The sequence below is a fragment of the Mucilaginibacter sp. genome, from assembly GCF_965225845.1.
Lineage (GTDB): Bacteria > Bacteroidota > Bacteroidia > Sphingobacteriales > Sphingobacteriaceae > Mucilaginibacter.
Genome location: NZ_CBDDBL010000002.1, coordinates 2473749 through 2492541 on the forward strand (window position 1 = coordinate 2473749; position 18793 = coordinate 2492541).

Consider the following 18793-nt stretch of genomic DNA (forward strand, 5'->3'; position numbering starts at 1 on the left):
TCTGATATTAGGCACCTCAAAAAAAGTCAGGAATGCAAGCATACGACGATATATTTAAAAGAAGAAGTGAAAGCGGCGGAAGTATTGAAGTGATCTGCGGGTCAATGTTTTCGGGCAAAACCGAGGAACTGATGCGCCGACTTAAACGCGCGCGTATTGCCCGCCTGAGTGTTGGTATATTTAGCCCAAAGGCCGATACAAGATACAGCGACAGTGAATTAGTATCGCACAATGCCAACTCTATCCCTGCTATGCCGGTTTCCAAAGCGTCGGCCATATTAGCGCCCGGCAGCCAGGTACAGGTTGTGGGTATTGATGAGGCCCAGTTTTTTGATGATGAATTACCTGACATCTGTAATGCTTTAGCCAACAGTGGCGTACGTGTAATAGTTGCCGGGCTTGATATGGATTTTAAGGGGCAACCTTTTGGCCCCATGCCCGCGCTAATGGCCATGGCCGAATCGGTTACTAAACTGCATGCGGTATGTGTTATTTGCGGAAATCCCGCACTTTATTCCTATCGGCTTATAAATAATGACGGACAGATATTACTGGGAGAAAAAGAAAGCTACGAGCCCCGGTGCAGGATATGTTATCATTTGCCACAGCAAGAGCATCAGCATTAACACATAAAAAAGTTTAGCCCCTAAAACAAAAGGTATGGTTTAAGTTGTTAATAGTAGCATAAATTATATTTTCGCTATATTTATAGCTAATGGTAATTCAGGTTACAATTGAACTAAAACGAGCATCTGGTTTTTATGAAAGGTATAGCTAAAAAAATATTAGTAATTGAGGACGACAAAGACATAAGGGATACCATTGTTTACATTTTGCAGGAAGAGAATTATGAGGTAATTGCTTCAGAAGATTCTAAGATACTGAAGTCATTAAATGAACATAACCCCGACCTTATATTGCTAGATAATTGGCTAACCGACTGGAAAAGCGATGCTAACGGGCAACAGCTCAGTAAAGAATTAAAATCAAACCCGGCTACCAGCCATATCCCTGTGATTATTATTTCGGCTGTGAGTAATATCAAAGAAATAGCCGAGGCAGGCCTGGCCGATGACTTTCTGCGTAAACCTTTCGATTTAACTGAATTGATTGGTATTGTTAAAAAACACTTAAAATAAGCTTGTATATAAATTGCTAAAAATTAGTAACTTATAATTTTACTATATAAGTTTAAATTAATATTTTTACACCCATAAACTTAAAGTTGCATATTTTCATGGATAAGTAAATCACTTTATTTAGAGTGTTTTATATTATTTTGCTTAAACATGCGTTTTAAAAAGAACCAATTATTTTACCATTAATATATTTTTTATGATCAAGAACGTATACCTATTACTGGCGGGATTTTTTCTTATCAGTTTTACGGCATGTAAAAAATCGCCCAGTTCCGGGAACGATACCGGCACTACAACTACTACAACAACCAGCATTCCATCAGGCGCGGGTGACGGTGTTACACTAACCAATTCAGGTACAACAGCTACGTTTAATTTATATGCGCCGGGGAAAGGCACCGTATCTGTGATTGGCGATTTTAACAACTGGACACCAACGGTAATGAACAAAACCACCGATGGCACCCGCTTTTGGGTGACGATAAACAATCTGAATCCAAATACTGAATATAGCTATCAATATGTAATTGACGGAACTATAAAAGTTGCTGATCCGTACTCGCATAAAGTTCTTGATCCGGTAAATGACCCTGGCATTCCAACGACCGTTTACCCTAACTTGAAAGCGTATCCAACCGGTAAAACCACTGGTGAGGTAAGTGATTTTTTCGCCAACGATCCTGCTTATAGCTGGAAAGTAACAAACTTTACCCGCCCTGCCCAAAAAAATCTTGTAGTTTATGAGTTGCTGGTTCGTGATTTTGTTGCCACACATAGCTATCAAACACTTACAGACACCCTTAATTATATCGCCAGCCTGGGTGTAAATGCTATTGAACTATTGCCTGTAAATGAATTTGAAGGAAATGATTCATGGGGCTATAACTCAAACTTTATGTTTGCGCTTGATAAATATTACGGCACACCAAATGCCTACAAAGCGTTTATTGATGCCTGCCATCAGCGCGGTATTGCAGTGATACAGGATATTGTGCTGGAAGATCAGTTCGGATCATCGCCAATGGTTGAAATGTATGCCAATTCAGACGGAACGCCGGCTGCGAATAATCCATGGTTCGATCAGCAGAACATGCACCCTGACGCTGTAGGTTACCAATTAAATCATTCCGTAGCAGCCACACAATATTTTACGGAAAACGTAATGAAATACTGGATGCAAGAATACCATATTGATGGGTACCGTTTTGATGAGGCTAAAGGTTATACCCAGGTTAACTCAACCACCGAAGACGCCTGGGCCGCGTATGATGCAAGCCGCGTAGCTTTATGGACGAAATACAATAATTATATGAAAAGCCTTGATCCAACATTTTATACCATATTAGAAATGTTTTCGGCCAACAGTGAAGAACAGCAATACGTTAGCCAGGGTATGATGTGCTGGACTAATTTAAGTACTCCGGGCGAGCAAGCTACCATGGGTTATGCCACAAACCCAAGCTGGGATATTTCGGGTTTATTTTATGATCAGTATGGCTTTCCGGCAACAGGTACATCACCGTACGGCCTGGTCGCCTATTTTGAAAGCCATGACCAGGAACGCCTGCAATTTAAAAACGGAGCTTACGGAAATTCATCAGGTAGTTATAATGTACAAAATCTTGCAACGGGTTTAAAGCGAGATGAGTTAGGTGCCGTATTTATGTTCGCATCACCAGGGCCTAAAATGTTATGGCAATTTGGCGAGCTTGGTTATGATATTTCAATTGATCAAAATGGCCGCACCGGCGATAAGCCAATTTTATGGAACTATAATACCGATCCTAATCGCAGGCATTTGTATGGCGTTTATCAAAAAATGATCAACATGAAGGTTAAAAACCCGGTATTTACTACAACCACTTTTAAATATGACCTCCAAACTGACCCGGTTAAATACATTCAATTAACTGACCCAACAGCTGCTGCTAATGTTGTAGTTGTAGGCAACTTTGATGTTGTTACAAATACGGCAACAATACCATTTACCGGAACAGGAACGTGGACCGATAACATTACTGGTACTACTATTAATGTCACATCAGCAAACATGAGTATGACACTTGCTCCGGGCGAATATCACGTTTATAGTAGTTCGCCGTTAAAGCAATAATAAAATATAATATTTAATATAAGGGCACTTTTATTTTATATAAAGGTGCCTTTTTTGTTAGGTAAATAAGTAATTATTTAATTTTTATATTACTTAAAAGGTAATATAATATTATATAAATTGCCTATCTTAGCGTAACCTTATTTAATTAAACACTAATGAAGATCTACTTTTTTAGCAGCCCTAATATAAGCGGCAGATCAGCATTTCGTTCTAATTATATCAGGCAAAATTTACGGGTTGTTAAATCAACAAGCCTTATATTTTTTATTCTCACTTTAGTTATCCGGTTCCTGTTTTCTTTTTATGGTATCGCCAATCAATCTTTCCATCATATAGATAATTATAACAACGCCAACTGGATAGCATTGGTTATTACGCCGTTATTTTATTTGGCAGCTACATTCACTTATAAATATTTTGCAGCTACAAATACTAAATATTTAAGCTTATCCCAATTTTTGGTATTTGCATTTGCTATGTTCGTTATAACTGCTGCCATGCGCGCTACATTCTTCAGTATGTACAACCCGCGTAATACCATGCTAATGTATATGGTTGGCTTAGTAATAGTTGGAACCTTTTTTACTTTCGAATATTTTGAAACATTAATAATTATAACTGCCACCGGTATAATATTTAGCACAATACTTCCCGCCTATCAAAGTTCGATAAATGAACTTATCCTAAACAATTTGGCATCAGCAATATTACTAACTGTATTCTTTTGCATATCAAGGTACTTTTTTTCCTATCGCGCCGAAAGCTTTTTTAAGATACTGGATATTGAAGAAAAAAATATTGAAATAGAAAATGCCAGCATTGCGAAAAACGAAATATTAGGCATTGTGGCACATGACCTCAGAAATCCGCTGGCTATAATTAAATCGGTAACCATGTTGATGGAGGATGAAGATTGCAGTGCCGAAGATTACAAGGAAAATATTGATATGATTAAAGGTGCTGTTGATAAAGCCACATCCATTATTCATGATCTGCTGGAAACCGCGCAAAACGAGGTTCATAACCACTTTGACTTGGAGAAAACAAAACTTGATGATTTTCTTTCCGGGATAGTTAACGAATGGCATAAAAATAAGAAAGGGCAGGTAAATATAATTTTTCAAAATCCGGATAAACCTATCTTTGCCAATATTCATAAAGAGAAAATGCAGCGTGTGATGGACAACCTCATTATTAATGCTATCAAATTCTCGAACCCAAATGGGAATATTGATGTATCCCTCTCGTACAGCAATGATGATATTTTCATTAAAGTCCGCGATTATGGAATAGGCATCCCTGATGATATGCTACCTTACATATTTGACCGCTTTTCAAAAGCCAGGCGTAATGGTATTCGGGGCGAGGCTTCGATAGGGCTTGGCCTCAGCATTGTACATCAAATTATTAAAAAACATTCTGGGGATATTGAAGTAAGCAGCGCGCCAAACGTAGGTACTACATTTACAATTAAATTACCGCCGTTGCAATCAGCCTAAATACTATTGCGTTATCAACTTGTAATTTATGCCTTTGTTATTTTTTAGGCTATCCGTTTTTACTGTATTAGCTTGTTCAACATTCTGCAAAGCCGTATAAGATTTTTTCCAGTCAGGGTCTTCTTTTGCAAGTGTAGTGGTATCTGGCTTACTGTAAAAATCCGCAATGTTAGTTTTTAATTTTTGTGTCAGATCATCAAACTTATTATGCTGTAGTTTAATCAATAGCTGATCGTATGTTACATCAGCCAAAGAATAATCGCCAAATTTTGTCGGCTCGCCAGTATCGTAATTAATATTAGGCAGTACAAGCGTTCCGTTATTTAATTGTTGTATTGCATTGGAGTAGTTAATTAATACCGCATTAAAGCTTTGTATAAAAAGCTTCTCTCCTTCCGGCCCCGGATATTTAAACTTAAATATCTTTAAAGGGCCTACTTTAGGTAATATGCTGATAAAAAAGGCCAATGCTCTATCACTAAAGCTTATTTTTTGTCGCTTTTTACCAAACTCCAGTTCGTAATCTCTGCGGCGAATTTTATAATGAAAACTTTTCGCCGTTGCGCTGGGAGTCATCTTTTTAATGTCATCGCGTTTTAATACCCAGGCCGCTCGTGTTACCGAAGGCATCAGGCTTTTTACTGCCCATCTGAAAGTACCCACCGCAAGGTCAAAATCGCCGAACACATCGTTCAGGTCCTGTCCGTAAACTTTAATAAAAGCTCGTTCCAAAACCGGTGTGGCAATATTAAATCCAATAAAGTCATGGTAGGATTGGGTTACATAGTTACCCCTCGCAACCTGCAAAACGTCAAAAGAAAGCTCGGTACGACTATGGGCAAGTTCATTTTCATCATATGTAACCACTTTACCATATTTTTTTTCTAACCTATGGTAAACCAACGGCACAACACGGTTAGTTGCTATGGAATGTCCGTATTTATCAGCCATGTAATGGCTTAATGCACCAATGGCATAAGCATATTCATTCAAGTTTTGTGCTTCATTTAATAATGCGCTTACAAAATCACCTGTACAAACGTAATGCGCCAGGTTAGTGAAATATTTGCTCCCGAACGGGCAATAACCCATATCTGCTGTTAAACAACCTCCGTAGGCATATGAATGGGCCACACGCAATTCACTATCGGTGGCCATTGGATAGCGCATTTTAAGCGCCGGTTTTATACTGCTTTCCCAGCTTGCATCTATAATTGCTTCGTGCGATAAAATAGAATATGCCTTTGACTGCGAAGGCCTCAGAGTAAATATAATAACCAATACCAAAAGGCATTTATTTAGGTTGAGCTGCTGCATTTAAATAGGAATTGTAACAAGCATATAATATCAAAAAACTCAAAATGTTTTCAGTTTCTATCGTATCACTTTTATTACAATTTTTATTAATTTCCGATCCTAAATAATCAGTTATAAATTATTTATTACTCAAACAATCTACGGTTGTAAGCATTTATTTCTATTAAAACACAATTTTTGTATTTTTCACGGTTCAAAATATTTAATAATTTCTAATGAGTTCATACCAGGTTGATCTAACCAATTGCGATAAAGAGCCAATCCACATACCCGGCAAAATTCAGTCACATGGCTTCTTAGTTGCCGTAAACAGTAAAACGCACGTAATCAATTATATAAGCGATAACATTTCGCAATTTATAAAGGATAAACCCAAAGATTTTCTGGGTAAAAAAATAGATGAACTTGAAAAAAGCTTGCCTATATCTTTTCTCCAACTAAAGTTGAGCCAGATTTTGCAATTGGGGCATACTAATCAATACTTTGAAAGTATCAATCCCTTCAATCTTGAACTTAATAGCAAACCTTATAACCTGATCATTTCAATCTCCGGCGACAACAAGATATTGGAATTTGAAACAGTTGAATCTGACCTGGATTTTGATATTCAAAAAACGATTGGGCGGTCGGTATCCGAGATCTTATCTGGTAAAAATCTGAACTCATTATTGGTAAATGCGGCACACGAGATCAAAAAGATCATTAATTATGATCGTGTAATGGTGTACCGATTCGGCGAGGACGGCCATGGCGAAGTTGTTGCTGAAGTAAAAAATGATGAACTGGAACCATTTTTCGGATTACATTATCCGGCATCCGACATCCCGAAACAAGCCCGTGAACTTTATAAAATAAACCTTACCCGAATTATAGCTGATGTTAACAGCGAAAGCTCAGGCATTATTACCCTTGAATCAGAAACTGCACCGCTTGATCTTACTCATTCCTCTCTGCGGGCTGTATCACCCATTCATATTCAGTATTTAAAGAATATGGGGGTTTATTCAAGTTTTAGTATATCACTAATTGCGCATGGCGAGCTTTGGGGTTTGATTGCCTGCCATAATTATTCGCCCCGATTCATCAATTTTAAAGCACGTGATGCTTCAAAACTAATCGGGCAAATATTATCTTCAGCACTTGAATTTCGCCAGGATGAGGAGAACGTTGAAAAGGCAGCAAAATTAAATGCTGCTGCCACCGAGCTTGCAGAATACATTGAAAAAGACAACTATATAACCGATGCATTAACCCGGCATTCAACAACTGTGCAGGATATAACAACTGCCAAAGGTGCGGTAATTGTTTTTGATAATAATATTACCACAATTGGGACTACGCCCTCTCTCTCTCAAATAAACGATATTGTAAAGTGGCTCAAGACCAATATGCATGATACAGTTTATTATACCCACCGTTTTCCTGAGATATTTTTCCCGGCAAAAGAGTATAGCGACGTTGCAAGCGGTATTTTAGCCTGCATCCTTTCAAAAGAATTATCAGAGCTCATCATTTGGTTTAAACCCGAGCAATTAGAAACTATAAACTGGGCAGGCAACCCTGAAAAGTCTGTTGAAGACAATGGTAATGGATTGTTACAGCTATCACCAAGAAAATCATTTGAAAGCTGGACACAGATAGTTAAAAACACATCTGAAAAATGGGGTAGCGAAGAAATTGGTGCAGTAATAAAAGTACGCGAACAGGTTATTTACGCTATTAACCGTAAGGCAAACGATATACGCGTTCTTAATGAAAAGTTGAGCCTGGCCTATGAAGAATTGGATACTTTTAGCTTCACCATATCGCATGATCTGCGTACCCCGTTATCGTCTATAAAAAGCTATGCTGAACTTTTAGTGACCAGCAACAAAAGCCTGGATGATAGCGCTAAAAAAATATTAGATCGCATAATTGCAGGTACCGATAAAATGAATTTCCTGATTAGGGAGATCCTGAATTACTCAAGAGTTGGCAGAGCTGACATGGAGTTTACCCCTGTTAAAATGGACAGGCTGCTTAACGAGATTAAGCGTGAAGTAATAGCAGCGCTGAACCCGCAGAATTTAGAATTTGAAATTGGCGCTACACCTGATATTTTGGGTGATATGGTGATGATAACCCAGGTTTTTACTAATTTAATTAATAATGCCGTTAAATATTCATCGCGCTCAAAACCGTCAAAAGTAAGAATTGAGGGTTTGGAAAATAATGATGAGGTTGTATATTCGATCAGCGATAACGGTGTTGGTATCGACGTAAATTATTACAGCCGTGTTTTTGAGTTATTTAAGCGCATGGATAATGTAAAGGATTTTGAAGGCACCGGTGTTGGCCTTGCCATTGTAAAACGAATTGTTGAAAAGCATGAAGCGCGGATATGGTTTGAGAGTACATTAGGAACTGGCACAATATTTTATATATCTTTTAAAAAAAATAGATAAGTGAGCACCCCGGATATATTTTACGTAGAAGACGATACTGATTTTGCATTCATTATGGAAAATGCCGTGCAGGAAGTTAGCAATGGCCTATCTATGAAAATCATTGAAAATGGTAAGGATGCTTTAATTGCCCTAAATGAACTAACTGAGGCTAAAATAAAACCAAGGCTTATTTTGTTAGACCTTAACCTGCCCGGTTTATCAGGCCTTGATTTGGTTAAAAAAATAAGAGAGATACCTTTTTTAAGATACGTACCCGTAATTTTCTTTTCCACATCTGATAACCCTAAAGATGTTAAGGCATCGCTTGAATTTGGCGCAAATGCCTATTTAACAAAGCCATCTGGTTATTTAAATCTTGTTTCTTGTCTGCAATCAATGCATGATTTTTGGTTTACCAAAAACCTGAATTTAAACTAATACTTGTGAAGAAAATTTTGGTTATAGAAGACGATCAGGATATTGCTGATATTGTTGAAATGGCGCTGAACGAAAAATACATAGTAAAAACTCAAACAGACAACGATTATATATTAGACGCTTTTGAGAATTTCATGCCTGATTTGATTATGATTGATAATCAATTGGGGCAAAAAAATGCGCCTGAAATTTTAATAGAGATTAAAAGTGTTGATGCCTATAAAAATATACCATTTGTTCTATTTTCAGGTCATCATGATATAAAGACCCTGGCTACTGAAATAGAAGCTGACGCTTATTTGGCAAAACCTTTTTCTTTGGTCGATCTTTATTCTTGTATCGATCTTACACTTACTAATTGTGCATAACGCACACAGCTCTTAATAAATGCTGCACGAAACGCTAAAATCAGCCACCAAACAAAACCATGACGAGCTTGAACGATTAATGTTTGTAAATGACATTATGAGTGGAACGCTAACTTTACAGCAATATAAACAAATACTTACCACCAACTACCTGGTGCATAAAGCTTACGAAGCCTTCCTGCTTGATAATTTAAGCCCCGAGGTAGCACAACAGCTTAATATTGGAAAGCGTCAAAAACTACCTGCTTTAATTGCTGATATGCAAGCGGTAAATATTGAACTACCCACTGTTCAAAATGAGGAAGAAACAGCTTTCGAAAAAAGTAATGCTTCAATTTTAGGGGCAATGTATGTTTTAGAGGGCGCTACACTTGGCGGTAGTGTAATTGTTAAAAGGCTTAAAACCAATCCCGAATTAAGCACTTTAAACCTTGATTTTAACTATTACCAGGTTTATGGCAGCGAGCTTATCCCCTATTGGAAAACATTTTGCGCGTTACTTGATCAACAAGGTGAAGACAGTTACGATGACGCTGTAAACAGCGCTAAAAAAATGTTCGACTGTATTGCTTCGGTACAACTTCAAAACAATAACCTGGTTGGATAGTTATTACAACCTGTAATGTTTAAACGACCTGTAAACATGAAACTTCACAATTTTAACTGCTTAAAACTTCTGTTTATTGTGCCTGTTATCGGCCTGATATTTTCCTGCAATCATGGGCAAAAACAATTATCTGATGATCAGATTCTGTCTGTAAAAAACAATGTATCAAATTTTGCTGTCGATATTTCTAACAATATTTCTGTTAAAGGCCCTATAGCATGGCTTAGCTATTTTGAAAATTCCCAGGATTTTTTCATGGCTTCTGACGGGCAGATCGTTTTTCATAATTACCTGTCTGCAAAAAAGTTCATACAGGATACATTGCTAAAAAATATAAGTAAGATAAAGTTGCATTGGAATAATATGCGTATTAACGTATTGTCAGCACGTGCAGCATCCATAGGTTGCGATTTTCATGAAGATATAACCATGGCTGCAGCTAACAATGTTGTCCCTATTGATGGTTATTTTACAGGTACCGCTGTATTAGATGGCAATAACTGGAAACTACGCAACCTGCACTGGTCAATCAAAAAGCATTAAAGTCAGTACAAAAACATATAAATAATACCGATTGGTATTATTTATAAAAACCATTATCTTTAACAATCGTTGTATTACATTAATTATAATATTTTTGCCGAATATTTAATCTGCCATACAGCTTATATTAAACATGACAAAGAAAAAGATACTGATAACCGGGGCAAGCAGGGGTTTAGGGCTGGCCATATCAAAAAAGTTATCGGCTGATTACTCTTTAATTCTGCATGCATCAAACAAAGATAGTTTTACTGATGTTGAACCCGGCAGTGAGCTGTTATGTGCTGATTTTAGCAACAGTGATGAACTGGCTGAATTTTGTAAGCAATTGAAAAAACAGCATGGCGATTCGCTGTACGGTGTGATCAATAATGCTGGTGTTACGTTTGATAAACCATTAAACTATCAGCCTGATAGAGAAATAGATGCGATGTTAAATGTAAATTTGCGCGCGCCTATTATGATTTGTAAAATAGCCATGAAAATTTTTGGTTTAAACCAAAGCGGTGTAATCATCAACATAAGCTCCGTAGTTGGCGAAACAGGCAATGCGTTTCAATCGGTTTATGCGGCAACAAAAGCGGGTTTGGCTTCATTGTCAAGATCATTAGCACAAGAGGCAGCGGCTTTGAACCAGGAGCATAGTATCAGGGTATTAAGCATCTCGCCGGGATTTATCCAAACGGATATGACAGATAATATTCCTGAAGCGATAAAAGATAAATACCTGGGCATGATACCCGCCAAAAGGTTTGGTAAGGTGGAGGATGTGGCCGATGCCGTTGCATTTTTAATATCAGACAAGGCATCATATATAAATGGTACAAATATTCACATTAACGGTGGATTGATTTAAATGGGGATAACTGATACTTCACAAATTAAGGATAGCCTGGTTGGCGAATTGCCTGAGGACTGGCTGATACATGGGCCGAAAAAGCGCTTGGTTAGTGCATTTCACTGGCATAAGCCTAACGTTGGTGTGGTAGCCAGCTATACACCTAACGCACACGACGTGGAGGACCATTTTGATATATTCCGCGGTGTGGATATGATCGAATCATTTGCGCAGGCTACTGTTGTCGCGGCAGCTACATTTCTGGAGTCGAAGAAACAGAATCTGGTTCCGGAGGTATTGTCAAAAATGCTGATCCCTACATTCATAAGTTTAGGAAATGTGTTTTTCCACTCGTATTTGGAAAAAGGGCAGACATTTGTTAACATTGGATTTATCAAGTTTTACAAATGGCGCCAAATGGTTTGCGAAGGAAGAATTTACCGTGCGCCTGTTGACCTTGATCTGGACGAATACTTTAAGGATTTTGATGAAGAGCGTTTAAGAAATTACGATATAGGAGAAGGATTTGTGCTGATTGCCGAGCTATTTGACATCACCGGCAGAGGAATAAAAAAAGAGATGTTTGAAAAATTACAATAACATAATAATGGAAAGACAAGAAATAATTGATGGATTGGTTGAAGTATTAAGAACAGTAAGAACGGTTGACCCGGCTAAATTAGAGCATGTAACCGAAGAAACTGATTTTTTAACAGATATGAATACGCCATCAACAGAGTTAATAAATATAGCTGCTAAGGTTGAACAAAAATTTAATGTGGAGTTTGAAGACGAAGACATTGATGAGTTAGGCTCAAAAGTAAAGGACATTGTTAACCTGATCATCAAAGCGAAAGAACGCGAAAACTCTTAATAACCATGTCGATAGCGGGTAGAAAAGTTGCGATAGTAGGTATGGGCGGGGCATTTCCCAACTGTGCCAACCTGGACGAGTTTAATGAAAAAATGTTCGCGGGTAAAAGTTTGATCAGGGAGTGGGAAAAAGCAACAGCTTACGGTAAACAGATCCGCTCAGTAGTTTCCGGTTATATTACCGAAGCTGAAATGGGTTTGGAAGTAGCTTACCCACCCGGAAGTGAATATCCGGAAGCATATATCGATACTTTGAACCGCATACCCGATCTTAACCTCTCTACTGCTGATGTAGGCAGCATTTGGGCAATGCTTGGTGCAATAGATGCTATCAAACAAGCAGGCTGGTCTGGCGAGGAAACTCAATCCGAAAAAACAGGTGTAATCATAGGTTCAGGCGGTGGCGGGCACGAAGTATTACGACATGCATGGCATGGTTTCTACGAATTAAAAAAGAAATCCCGCACAGCTGGTTCACATACGGTAGACCGTACCATGGCCTATCGTGAAGCAGCAAATGTTTCCTGCCTGATCAAAAATCGTGGTGTTTGCGAATCTATCATATCCGCGTGCGCTACAGGCCTGGGTAATATTGGCTATGCTTATCGTTTAATAAAATTCGGCATTCAGGACCGTGCAATTGCCGGTGGTGTGGAAGGCACAGCTTTGGAAACCTTTATCGGCTTTGATGGCATGCAGGTATTAAGCAAAGGTTTCAGCCCGGAACAAAGCTCACGCCCATTTGATTTGAATCGTAATGGTTTTGTATGTTCTTTCGGTGCAGGTATTGTTGCTTTAGAGGAATATGAAATGGCAAAAGCCCGAGGAGCAAATATATTAGCAGTGATTGATGGTTATTTTAATAATTCCGATGGTGACGGCAATATGTTCTATCCATCTTTCAATGGCCAGCAAAGGCTTTGGAAAGGCTTAATGAATGATACCACCATTAAACCTGATGTTGTTAAAATGCATGGTACAGCAACACCGGTAGGCGACATTATTGAGCTACTTAGCGTTGTTGATGCTTTAGGCGAAGATGGCTATCATGTATCGGCACCAAAATCACAATTTGGGCATATGCTGGGGGCAGCAGGATCTGTTGAGTTAATTACAGCGGTAATGATGTTGCAAAACCAAAAAGTATTAGGCTGCTTAAATTCAGATACCTTAAACCCGGAACTGGAAAATTTCCAAAAAGCAGATAGCTGGACAGGCCCAACCAAGCCGGTAGAAGCTTACAGGCACCTGATACCCAAGGAAACTTTTGCCAAAGAAATCAACCAGGTAGTTTGTCTAAATTATGGCTTCGGCGGAACGAACAGCGCCATGGCAATTTCAAGAGATAATTGATGTAACAAATAGACTTACGAAATTTTAAAAACTTCGTAAGTCTTATACAGATAATGTCATTGCTTTGTTCCTCACAATGACATAGGATTTTAAATATGATCGATAATAAAAACAAAGTTGCTGTAGTATTCGGTGTCCGTAATGACAGCTCAATTGCCTATGATGTGGCGTTAAAGCTAAGTCAATCGGGTTGTAAGGTAGCCCTAAGCTATGTTGCCGATACTAAGGACAATGTTTTATACCTGATGGAAAAAATGGGTATGGAACCGCGATACGCTGCCGAAGTTGATGTACGTAATGAGGAGCAGATTGCCGGTTTCCTGCAAACAGTTTACGACGGCTTAGGCCCTATCGATTACTTATTACACGGGGTTGCATTCGGTAACCAGGCGGTAATGTGTTACAGTATCCCCGGCAGTAAAGAACCTGCCTCATCTTACATAGATATTCCTTTCGAGGATTTCATGGATTCCTTTAATATCAGCGCCTACTCCCTGCTTCGTGTAGCCCGGGTTGCTGAACCTGTATTGGCGCCTAATGCATCTATATTAACGCTTACTTACAATGCCTCGCAAAGGGTATTCCCGCAATATGCAGGTATGGCTATCAATAAAGCGGCTTTGGAAAACATCATGATGTACCTGGCAAGCTATTTCCGTGATAAGCAAGTTCGCGTTAATGCTATTTCTGCAGGGTTGGTGATGACAACCTCATCAGGAGTGATCTTCGGTGTGCGCAAGCTGCGCAAGATGGGTAAATTCACTGCCCCCTTAGGTAACATAGAGGCTGGTGATGTGGGTGATACCGCATTATATTACTTCTCCGATCTTTCCAAAAAAGTTACAGGTAACATCCATTATGTTGATGGCGGCTTTAATATCATGGGTTTGGCAGTAGATGAACAGTAAGCTGTCACAATCGATCAAAGACCTGTCACTCGACCAAAAATTCGCTGTAGGTAATGACCTTGTCTTTTTGCCCGATTTTACCGCATCATTCAACGAACTATTTAAAAAGAAAATTTATACAGAAAACGAAGTGGCATATTGCAATCAGTTTGATGATGCCATGCTTCGATATGCATCAACCTGGGCAGCAAAGGAAGCAGTATATAAAGCTATCAAGCAGGTAGATCTTGGTACGTTTCCATTCAAAAAAATAGAGATCCTGCGCGAAAAACCACAGGGCCGTCCGCATGTTATCTTACACAAAAACCCAAACAAGTTTAATATCAGCTTAACCATATCACACGATGGTGATTATATTTGGGCTGTTGCATTTATTGAGATCAAGCCAAAAACAAATTGACCGACCATTATTTTGAAAACGACCTGGTTAAACTCCATTACTACAAATTTGGTAAAGGCGAACAGATCATGCTTTGTTTTCACGGTTATGGGATGCACGGTAAACAGTTTTTAAAACTGGAGCCCGCTTTGGGTGATAAATATACATTTATAGGCTTCGATCTTTTTTTCCATAAAGAAACAATACTTCATCAGCAAAGCCTTGATGACATCAAAAGCCCAATTACTAAACAAGCTTTCGGTAAGTTGATAGCTGATTTTTGTACACATGAGCATATCGATCGCTTTTCCATTTTGGGTTATTCTATGGGCTCACATTATGCAACGGCTGTAGTGGAAGAGTTAGGCAATAAGGTTGATGAGTACATTATTGCAGCGCCATCCAGTATCGAGCCCGGCAAGCTGGTTCGCTTTTTTGTGAAGAATAAATTAGGTAACCGACTATTGGAAAAACTCACCCAAAGCCAGAAAGCATTGATCAATATGCTTAACTTTAGTAAATGGCTGGGCCTGGTTGATGATGTAGGGCGTAATATCTTATACAAAGAAATCGACACACCCGAATTGCGCTTTAATTTCTATGCTTGTTTTACCTATTTGCGCCTGTTGGAAACTGACGAGGATAAATTAATCCAAACTTTAATCAAGCAAAACATCCGCAGCATTTTTATATTTGGAAAACGCGATATCATGTATCCGCCAAAAATTGGCAGGTCATTCTTCGCGAAGCTAAAAAAGGCTGAAGTGATTATTCTCGACCAGGATCATGAAATGATCGGCGAGGAACTTATTTCGGCATTATCGGGTTTACTACTATGATCATTAAAGCGAAACCATTACCACATTTTTTCTTCAGGATACTGGGATTTATCGCTGCCTCCGTATTTCGCACACGTACCAGGCGATTGGAAATTAATACCGTAAAACTAAAACCCGGTCATTCTTACATCCTGATGTGCAACCACTTTAGCTTTTGGGATGGCTTTTGGGCGTTTTATGTTTGCAACCGTTTCTTTCTAAAAAAAGGCATGAATAAACTCTATATCATGTCGGTTAAAAAACAAATGGAGAAAAATAAATGGCTCCGATATATGGGGAGTTTTTCAATCGACCCGGGTAAACGGTCTATTAAAGAAAGTTTTGGTTATGCTGCTGAAATATTATCTGAACCCGGCAACCTGCTGTTGTTTTACCCACAAGGAAATTTAGAGACCTGTTATATCCGCTATATTCAGTTTGATGAAGGTCTTTATGAGATCGTACCACAAATAAAAGGCGATTGCCAGTTGATCTGGAGTACTACGATGGTAGAGTATTTTGAAAGCTTAAATCCAACCATTACCACTACGATGTTGGATTGCGGCACCAATCACGATTTTAATTTTAATGAGCTGAAACTAAAAGTAAACCAGTTTCACATCCAAACAATCGAAAAAAACATCCGCTTTACCAACGAACCGATTACATACGATCTTTAATGGTTGATACGCTCTAAACCCTCTTTTGCCTGCGTATCAATGCTATTTTGGTATTCATGATGATGCATGCATAAAGCTTGGTTATAGTAGTTGGCAGCGAGGTTGTAATCCTTAATACTTTCATAAATATTCCCAATACACAAAGCTGCATTGGCCGCGAAATAATAGTTTGATGTTTTGCCGATAGCAATAGCGCGGTTATAACAAGTAATAGCTTCATTGTATTTATTCAATAATTGATAAACCCGGCCTAAACGATAGTTCAATTCGATCTTATCCCGTTGAAGTTTCAGGTCTGCTTCCTTTTTGCCTTGTAGTTGAGCTAACGCTTTTGCATAATATCCGCCATCAAAATAAAACCGTGCTTTTAGCAGATCATTATCCGGACGGGCATCATTTGCCTCTTTTAAAGCCTGCTGATCTTTTTCATCAGCTATATAACCCTTGCTCCTTACTAACTTTAAGTATGAATTGTATTTGTCCTCATCATTATTTAACAGGTAGTAGTAAGCTATCTTTAAATATGAGTCCTTAATGTAATTCTCGCCTTTATACTCATTGATGTAACGTAAAAAATATAAGTAAGAGTCAGTATCCATCCGGCAAAGCTTTGCGCATGCCAGCAAATAATCCGCAACTGGCAACTGAATATACTGGTTTGCTTTCGGCAGCGCTTGTAAATTAGCAATAGCGTCATCATTATGCCCTGTTTTGGCCGCCACGTAACCCTGTAGGTACATTCGTAACAGGCTTTTGCTATCCATATCATTCAGGTAAGCCGTAAGCTTACCGTAGCTATCTTTTTTATGCAATACGTCAATATTCATATAACATAAAAAGAAAACGATTTCCTCTTTATAAAAAGCATATTTGGTGCCTACAACCTGCGTACGTAATTTTTCAAGTTGGCTTACCCCACCTTCAATATTCCCCGCCATACCTAAAAAACGGGCAACACTTTTTAGGTTAGATGGCAACGCGCCAAATACAACGTTAATAAGGGCAAGGCATTTTTGATCGGGTAAAAAATCAGGGTATTTTTTGGCATTGTCCTCCAACAAGTTTCGGGCTTTTTTCAGATCTGATGCTGACGACATATAATCGCCAAACTTTCCTTTAAGCAAACCCCATTGCATGTACACTTCAGCTTGCGAATACAAGTAATAAGGTGATTCCTCCTCATTAGCCTCCAAAGCATCCAAACGGTTCGACCTTTGACCAAGCAAACGTTTATAATCGGCCTTATTGTCTGATGTTAACAGCGTGATGTAATCAACGTAGTTGTCCAACAAAACAGGGATACCATTTTGCGGGCTCAGCTGTTTTTCTTGTTGAATAAGCGATCTGGCCTCATTCAGTCGCAGGTCGAATATGGCCCGGTAAGCTTGCATGCAACGTGCATCAAAAGCGTAATTCGCGCTTGCAGTGAATGCACAGCTTACAAATGCTATTGTTAAAACTAAAATATACTTGTATCTCATCAAAATTAAAATCTGGATAAAGATGGGTTATTATCTAACCTTTCCAAAACGGTAAGCAAAGTTTAGCGCAGCCCATTGGTCACCCAGCGCCGTACTTTTAACTTCGCGTGTTTTAATAAACGCATCATAACTGAGCGACCAGCGAGATGAGGTATATTCAATTCCCAGTTGCTGAATAAAAACTTCATGATAAATACCAAACGTAGGGCCTGTTTCATGTGTAAACAAGCCACCTTGTATAGTCGCATTATAGGCCACATAACTAAATTGGGGTTCGGCAAAAAAGTAAAGTTCCTGTTTTTGTGATCCCTGGTCTGTGCTGCTTACCCGGCTATTTGTAGCAGCCGAATTAAAAAATTTGCCTAATTCACCAATCCTGATTTGTGCGCCTGCATCAACATACGTAAATGTATTACCTAATTCGGCATCAGGGTCAAAAGCAATATCAAACCAACCGGCATCATTACGGTATAAAAGCTGTTTGTAATCTAAATTTAAGTTCAAGCCGATGTCGTTTTTCTGGATGCCATACTTATACCAAGGGCCAACCGGGTAAAGCTTAAATAATTTATGAAAACCGGTCTGCACTTCTTCTCCTAACGACCATGGGCCTATGGTACCTAACTGAGCAGTGAATTTTAGTGCATCTTCGTTAGCATAGAGCCAATTAAGCGCCACGCTACCGAATAGATACCCGGTAAATGGCCTGTCGAATAAACTTGGTTTATAAATATGCGCCGTGCTTGGTGTGTAAATCTGCTGGCCAAGCTGATATTCTATGATCTTTTTTAGCAGCTTACCGGTATCCGCATGATGCATTGCATGTGTAAGTGTAAAAAAAGTACCGGCTGTATAATACCTGTCGTGGTAAGGATCAATGTATTGATCGTTATCTAATTCTAAGGTAAACTGATCCCTGTAGCTTTGGGCGTAGAGTGTGTGCAACCCTAAAAAACTAAATAACACTATAAAAAGAACACGTAAAAGTAGGGGTTTCATCATTAACAATA

20 protein-coding genes are annotated in these 18793 nt (G+C 38.7%); 17 read left to right on the forward strand and 3 right to left on the reverse strand.

Going from position 1 to position 18793, the window contains the following annotated elements:
* The first annotated feature begins 32 nt into the window (after positions 1-32).
* The 4 genes from ACYZ0U_RS15260 to ACYZ0U_RS15275 all read left to right on the forward strand — a co-directional run bounded on the left by ACYZ0U_RS15260 (position 33) and on the right by ACYZ0U_RS15275 (position 4754).
* The gene (locus ACYZ0U_RS15260) at positions 33-626 is read left to right on the forward strand and encodes a thymidine kinase (protein ID WP_461453401.1); all 594 of its coding nucleotides are present in this window, start codon (positions 33-35) and stop codon (positions 624-626) included.
* Between the two features lie 135 nt (positions 627-761).
* Positions 762-1139, forward strand: coding sequence for a response regulator (locus ACYZ0U_RS15265; protein WP_461453402.1), 378 nt, complete (start codon positions 762-764; stop codon positions 1137-1139).
* A gap of 196 nt (positions 1140-1335) precedes the next feature.
* Entirely contained in the window at positions 1336-3252 is a 1917-nt protein-coding gene (locus tag ACYZ0U_RS15270; RefSeq protein ID WP_461453403.1) for an alpha-amylase family glycosyl hydrolase, read from the forward strand.
* A 158-nt stretch (positions 3253-3410) separates the two neighbouring features.
* Positions 3411-4754, forward strand: coding sequence for a sensor histidine kinase (locus ACYZ0U_RS15275; RefSeq protein WP_461453404.1), 1344 nt, complete (start codon positions 3411-3413; stop codon positions 4752-4754).
* Between the two features lie 3 nt (positions 4755-4757).
* Here ACYZ0U_RS15275 and ACYZ0U_RS15280 read toward each other — a convergent pair whose 3' ends face one another.
* Positions 4758-6071, reverse strand: a complete 1314-nt coding sequence (locus ACYZ0U_RS15280) for a zinc dependent phospholipase C family protein (RefSeq protein ID WP_461453405.1) — start codon at positions 6069-6071, stop codon at positions 4758-4760.
* Between the two features lie 215 nt (positions 6072-6286).
* Here ACYZ0U_RS15280 and ACYZ0U_RS15285 point away from each other — a divergent pair, with 215 nt between their 5' ends.
* The 13 genes from ACYZ0U_RS15285 (at position 6287) to ACYZ0U_RS15345 (ending at position 16302) form a co-directional block, all read left to right on the forward strand.
* Positions 6287-8515 carry an ATP-binding protein gene (locus ACYZ0U_RS15285; protein ID WP_461453406.1) on the forward strand — a complete coding sequence of 743 codons (2229 nt, stop codon included), beginning with the start codon at positions 6287-6289 and terminating at the stop codon, positions 8513-8515.
* Positions 8516-8935, forward strand: coding sequence for a response regulator (locus ACYZ0U_RS15290; protein WP_461453407.1), 420 nt, complete (start codon positions 8516-8518; stop codon positions 8933-8935).
* A gap of 5 nt (positions 8936-8940) precedes the next feature.
* Positions 8941-9303, forward strand: a complete 363-nt coding sequence (locus tag ACYZ0U_RS15295; RefSeq protein WP_461453408.1) for a response regulator — start codon at positions 8941-8943, stop codon at positions 9301-9303.
* Positions 9304-9322: 19 nt separating this feature from the next.
* The gene (locus tag ACYZ0U_RS15300; RefSeq protein ID WP_461453409.1) at positions 9323-9910 is read left to right on the forward strand and encodes a biliverdin-producing heme oxygenase; all 588 of its coding nucleotides are present in this window, start codon (positions 9323-9325) and stop codon (positions 9908-9910) included.
* A 36-nt stretch (positions 9911-9946) separates the two neighbouring features.
* Complete coding sequence (locus ACYZ0U_RS15305; RefSeq protein WP_461453410.1) at positions 9947-10453, forward strand: hypothetical protein; 507 nt, start codon at positions 9947-9949, stop codon at positions 10451-10453.
* A gap of 133 nt (positions 10454-10586) precedes the next feature.
* A complete protein-coding gene (locus ACYZ0U_RS15310) occupies positions 10587-11309 on the forward strand; it encodes an SDR family NAD(P)-dependent oxidoreductase (RefSeq protein WP_461453411.1) in 723 nt (240 codons plus the stop codon).
* Positions 11310-11891, forward strand: a complete 582-nt coding sequence (locus tag ACYZ0U_RS15315) for a hypothetical protein (protein WP_461453412.1) — start codon at positions 11310-11312, stop codon at positions 11889-11891.
* A 7-nt stretch (positions 11892-11898) separates the two neighbouring features.
* Complete coding sequence (locus ACYZ0U_RS15320; protein ID WP_461453413.1) at positions 11899-12165, forward strand: acyl carrier protein; 267 nt, start codon at positions 11899-11901, stop codon at positions 12163-12165.
* Between the two features lie 5 nt (positions 12166-12170).
* A complete protein-coding gene (locus ACYZ0U_RS15325) occupies positions 12171-13517 on the forward strand; it encodes a beta-ketoacyl-[acyl-carrier-protein] synthase family protein (RefSeq protein ID WP_461453414.1) in 1347 nt (448 codons plus the stop codon).
* Between the two features lie 95 nt (positions 13518-13612).
* Positions 13613-14425: an enoyl-ACP reductase FabI gene (locus tag ACYZ0U_RS15330; RefSeq protein WP_461453415.1), complete on the forward strand. Its 813-nt coding sequence runs from the start codon at positions 13613-13615 to the stop codon at positions 14423-14425.
* Entirely contained in the window at positions 14415-14825 is a 411-nt protein-coding gene (locus ACYZ0U_RS15335) for a holo-ACP synthase (protein WP_461453416.1), read from the forward strand. The genes ACYZ0U_RS15330 and ACYZ0U_RS15335 overlap by 11 nt, the downstream gene beginning before the upstream one ends.
* A complete protein-coding gene (locus ACYZ0U_RS15340; protein ID WP_461453417.1) occupies positions 14822-15643 on the forward strand; it encodes an alpha/beta fold hydrolase in 822 nt (273 codons plus the stop codon). The genes ACYZ0U_RS15335 and ACYZ0U_RS15340 overlap by 4 nt, the downstream gene beginning before the upstream one ends.
* Positions 15640-16302, forward strand: coding sequence for a lysophospholipid acyltransferase family protein (locus ACYZ0U_RS15345; RefSeq protein WP_461453418.1), 663 nt, complete (start codon positions 15640-15642; stop codon positions 16300-16302). Before ACYZ0U_RS15340 ends, ACYZ0U_RS15345 begins: the two co-directional genes overlap by 4 nt.
* Here the strand turns inward: ACYZ0U_RS15345 and ACYZ0U_RS15350 are convergent.
* Positions 16299-17783 carry a tetratricopeptide repeat protein gene (locus ACYZ0U_RS15350; protein WP_461453419.1) on the reverse strand — a complete coding sequence of 495 codons (1485 nt, stop codon included), beginning with the start codon at positions 17781-17783 and terminating at the stop codon, positions 16299-16301. The two genes, ACYZ0U_RS15345 and ACYZ0U_RS15350, sit on opposite strands and share 4 nt — an antisense overlap.
* A 30-nt stretch (positions 17784-17813) precedes the next feature.
* Positions 17814-18785, reverse strand: coding sequence for a lipid A deacylase LpxR family protein (locus ACYZ0U_RS15355; protein WP_461453420.1), 972 nt, complete (start codon positions 18783-18785; stop codon positions 17814-17816).
* Positions 18786-18793: the final 8 nt, after the last annotated feature.

Coding starts and splice junctions, on each gene's coding strand:
- ACYZ0U_RS15265 (WP_461453402.1), top strand. CDS start 762: ATGAAAGGTATAGCTAAAAAAATATTAGTAATTGAGGACGACAAAGAC.
- ACYZ0U_RS15280 (WP_461453405.1), bottom strand. CDS start 6,071: ATGCAGCAGCTCAACCTAAATAAATGCCTTTTGGTATTGGTTATTATA.
- ACYZ0U_RS15315 (WP_461453412.1), top strand. CDS start 11,310: ATGGGGATAACTGATACTTCACAAATTAAGGATAGCCTGGTTGGCGAA.
- ACYZ0U_RS15355 (WP_461453420.1), bottom strand. CDS start 18,785: ATGATGAAACCCCTACTTTTACGTGTTCTTTTTATAGTGTTATTTAGT.
- ACYZ0U_RS15330 (WP_461453415.1), top strand. CDS start 13,613: ATGATCGATAATAAAAACAAAGTTGCTGTAGTATTCGGTGTCCGTAAT.
- ACYZ0U_RS15275 (WP_461453404.1), top strand. CDS start 3,411: ATGAAGATCTACTTTTTTAGCAGCCCTAATATAAGCGGCAGATCAGCA.
- ACYZ0U_RS15285 (WP_461453406.1), top strand. CDS start 6,287: ATGAGTTCATACCAGGTTGATCTAACCAATTGCGATAAAGAGCCAATC.
- ACYZ0U_RS15300 (WP_461453409.1), top strand. CDS start 9,323: ATGCTGCACGAAACGCTAAAATCAGCCACCAAACAAAACCATGACGAG.
- ACYZ0U_RS15305 (WP_461453410.1), top strand. CDS start 9,947: ATGAAACTTCACAATTTTAACTGCTTAAAACTTCTGTTTATTGTGCCT.
- ACYZ0U_RS15335 (WP_461453416.1), top strand. CDS start 14,415: ATGAACAGTAAGCTGTCACAATCGATCAAAGACCTGTCACTCGACCAA.
- ACYZ0U_RS15345 (WP_461453418.1), top strand. CDS start 15,640: ATGATCATTAAAGCGAAACCATTACCACATTTTTTCTTCAGGATACTG.
- ACYZ0U_RS15350 (WP_461453419.1), bottom strand. CDS start 17,783: ATGAGATACAAGTATATTTTAGTTTTAACAATAGCATTTGTAAGCTGT.
- ACYZ0U_RS15310 (WP_461453411.1), top strand. CDS start 10,587: ATGACAAAGAAAAAGATACTGATAACCGGGGCAAGCAGGGGTTTAGGG.
- ACYZ0U_RS15260 (WP_461453401.1), top strand. CDS start 33: ATGCAAGCATACGACGATATATTTAAAAGAAGAAGTGAAAGCGGCGGA.
- ACYZ0U_RS15270 (WP_461453403.1), top strand. CDS start 1,336: ATGATCAAGAACGTATACCTATTACTGGCGGGATTTTTTCTTATCAGT.
- ACYZ0U_RS15325 (WP_461453414.1), top strand. CDS start 12,171: ATGTCGATAGCGGGTAGAAAAGTTGCGATAGTAGGTATGGGCGGGGCA.
- ACYZ0U_RS15320 (WP_461453413.1), top strand. CDS start 11,899: ATGGAAAGACAAGAAATAATTGATGGATTGGTTGAAGTATTAAGAACA.